The sequence below is a fragment of the Promineifilum sp. (SeqCode) genome (genome assembly GCF_041918635.1).
In the GTDB taxonomy this organism is placed as follows: Bacteria; Chloroflexota; Anaerolineae; order Promineifilales; family Promineifilaceae; genus Promineifilum.
Window position 1 is genome coordinate 1 of the sequence record NZ_JAYRVJ010000307.1, and the last position, 2683, is coordinate 2683.

The window sequence follows — 2683 nt, forward strand, 5'->3', positions numbered from 1 at the left end:
AATTCCGAGCCGCAACGCCAGCAGTGGGGATAGCGGTGGCTATAGCGCTGCTTGCGATAGAACAGCCCCTTCTGGCGCAGGTCAGCGAAGATGTCCTCGGCCACGCCGACTACGTCGCGGCCGTCCAGCCAGGCGAAGCCGCTCACGTACACTCCGTTCTCGTCTAGCGGGGCGACCACGGGCAAATCGTGCTCCTTGCTTAGCCCGAAGTCCTCTTCGCCGCAGCCGGGGGCGATGTGGACGATCCCCGTGCCTTCCTCCGCGCCCACTTCTTTCCAGGGGATGACGCGGTGGGTGTACTCCGCCGCGGCAAAGGCAGCCTGCACCTGGGGTAGTTCGTCGAACGGCCCGCGGTACGTCCAGCCCATCATCTCCGCCCCCTTCAGCCGGCCGACCACCTCGTTGTTCTTGCCGGTCAGCGTGTTCTTCATGGCCCCTTCGGCCAGGTAGTACGTCCAGCCGTCTTCGGCGCGCACTTGCACGTAGTCGAGCTCCGGCCCGACGGCCGCGGCCACGTTGCTGGTCAGCGTCCAGGGCGTCGTCGTCCAGACCAGCAGCGCCTCGTTCTGGCGGCCCACCAGCGGGAAGCGCACGAAGACCGAGTCATGCGTCACTTCTCGGTAGCCGTCGGTGATGATCTCGTGCTGGCTGAGGCCCGTGCCGCACCGGCCGCACCAGGGCATCACGTCGTGCCCCTTGTAGATCCAGCCGTTCTCGTGGCACTTTTTCAGGAAGCTCCAGATCTGGTAGTTGTTCTCATCGCTGAACGTGAAGTAGGAGCCGCCCAACTCCGGCATGCCCAAATGGGAGACGACGTACTCCACCGTCCCCGTCACCGGCCCGCGCGGCCCTTGTACCGTGATCTCCTGCTGCGGGTCTTCGGCCAGCAGCGTGCTCAGCCGGCGCAACTCGTCCGGGTCGTTCCAGTCCATCCAGTTGCCCAGCCGCATCGTCTGCCCCGTCTGTACGGCGGCGAAGCGCAGCACGCGCGCCTTGCACAGCTTGACAAACTCCGCCAACCCGAACGCCTCGATATCGCGCTTCGACGTGAAGCCCAACTCCTTTTCGACTTCGACCTCGACGTGCAGCCCCTGGCAGTCGAAACCGTTCTGCCAGCGCAAGTTCTTGCCCTGCATGGCGTGGTAGCGCTGGTACAAGTCCTTGTACGTGCGCCCCCAGGCGTGGTGGACGGCCATCGGATTGTTGGCCGTGATTGGCCCGTCGAGAAAGCTGAACGTGCCGTGTTCGACCTCGGTTTCCGCCCGCAGCCGTCGCAGTTCGTTGAAGGCGTTCGTCTCCCGCCAGAAGGCGAGTACGTCCCGCTCCTGAGCGACGAAATCGACCTTGTTGGATACATCTTTAAAGCCCATGATTACTCTTCTCACTTTTTGTTGTAGGGCGGGTTGCCAACCCGCCTCTTCGCATTGGCGGACGCGGGATGCCATCCCGCGCTACAAGCCAGTGCGACTCCTATGCCGTATAACGCATCAATCGCTCAGCTACTGCCGCCAACCCATCCTCGCGCCGCAGACGCAACGGCCGCCCTTCGGCGTCGATCCACACCACGCGCCGCCGCTCGCCCCAGGCCACCGATAGCACCCGGACTGGCAGTGGTTCGCCGCTGATCGCCTCCATCCCAGCCTCGCCCAGCGCTACCGTCACCGGTGTTTCCACCAGCGCCAGCGCCTGGGCCGGATCGCTTGTGTCCGTCCGCAGCGTCACGCCATCGCTCGCGCCGTCGTGATAGCGCAACAGCGCCAGTCCCGCGCCGGCTGGAAACCAGAAGGCCGCGCCGCGCGCCTCATCCTCATACCCCTCGCCGTTCACCCGACGGGTGGCGACGAGCGCGTCGCCGTCCCATAGCACCGTCCCGCTGACCTCCAGTCCGTCACCCCAGAAGCGGTACTTCAGTTGCTCCGGCTGGTCGGCCGGGCCGAGCGTCAGGTGGAACAGGTACGACCGGCCCGACGGCGCGTCACGCGCGTCCAGGTCGACGCGCAGGAAGCGATAGCCGTCCACGGCATTGGTCAGCCGCCACGACTCCACCGCGCCCGTCGGCCAGCCGTCGCGCTCATAGCGCAGTCGCCCCGCCAGCAGCGGGCGCTCGTAGGGTTGCTCGTGAATGATAAAGCGCATTGTAGGGGCTAGGGGCAAGGGGCTAGGGGCTAGGGGAAGAATGCTCTTCCCTAAAACCTAGCCCCTAGAACCTAGTCCCTAATCGCTGACCACTAAATAAATCCGCTTGTTAATCTTTCCCTTGCTCTTGTAGTCAGTCACCCGAATATGGCCGACTTCACGGGTGTTGGCGACGTGCGTGCCGCCGTCGGCCTGCAAGTCCAGGCCGACCAGTTCGACCGTCCGCACCTCGGCGATGCCCTCCGGCAGGAGGTTGATCTTGGTGCGGATGAGGTCGGGAATGGCAAACGCCTCCGTGCGCGGCAGGATGCGCACGCGGACGGGCCGCGCCGCCGCGACCTCCGCGTTGACCGCCTTCTCAATGGCCGAGACCAGTTCGGCGCGCATCGTCTCGAATTCGAAGTCCATGCGCCCTTGCAGCGGATCCATGTTGCCGCCGGTGACCTGCGCCCCATAATCGCGGAAGACGACCCCGCACAGGATATGCATGGCCGTATGGGTGCGCATGAGCTGGTAGCGGCGCGTCCAATCCAGCGTCCCGGCTACG

The 2683-nt window shown here is 65.1% G+C and carries 3 protein-coding genes; all 3 read right to left on the reverse strand.

All coding sequences use genetic code 11. The annotated features are described in order from the left end of the window. Positions 1 to 1370 (reverse strand): class I tRNA ligase family protein (locus ACE3UY_RS09880; RefSeq protein WP_374687371.1); only part of this gene is annotated, 1370 nt, incomplete at its 3' end. Positions 1371 to 1470: 100 nt separating this feature from the next. Beyond that, positions 1471 to 2136 (reverse strand): hypothetical protein, encoded by a 666-nt coding sequence (locus tag ACE3UY_RS09885; RefSeq protein WP_374687372.1) that lies wholly within the window; start codon positions 2134 to 2136, stop codon positions 1471 to 1473. Between the two features lie 78 nt (positions 2137 to 2214). Next, on the reverse strand, positions 2215 to 2683 hold a 469-nt coding region (locus ACE3UY_RS09890), incomplete at its 5' end, for an alanyl-tRNA editing protein (RefSeq protein ID WP_374687373.1).

Coding starts and splice junctions, on each gene's coding strand:
- ACE3UY_RS09885 (WP_374687372.1), bottom strand. CDS start 2,136: ATGCGCTTTATCATTCACGAGCAACCCTACGAGCGCCCGCTGCTGGCG.